Annotated in this window: 1 pseudogene; it reads left to right on the forward strand. The window is 61.2% G+C overall.

Features of this window, described 5'->3' with window-relative positions:
* Nucleotides 1–142: 142 nt before the first annotated feature.
* Nucleotides 143–263 (forward strand): annotated as a pseudogene (locus tag IL54_RS24495) (AI-2E family transporter); the annotation flags it as partial.

The following is a 263-nucleotide window of genomic DNA, read 5'->3' on the forward strand; positions in this document are numbered from 1 at the left end:
CCGATGGCGGACATAGACCCCGCCGCCCAATATTTGGTTAAGAGGCTGAATTTGCGGCATGGGCGCGTGCATTGCTTTGCAAATTGACGGCCCGTGACGGGCAGCGCACATCTGAGTGAAATCTTTGGCGAATCGGACAAAAGTGACAGTCGGCGAACAACAGGAAATCAACCGCAGGCGCGACCGGCTGCTGGCGTCGATCGCGCTGACGGCGGGCATTGGCCTGATCATCGCGCTGCCCTTTGCGTTGCGGGCGGGGGCGG

This window comes from Sphingobium sp. ba1, from assembly GCF_000743655.1.
Lineage (GTDB): Bacteria > Pseudomonadota > Alphaproteobacteria > Sphingomonadales > Sphingomonadaceae > Sphingobium.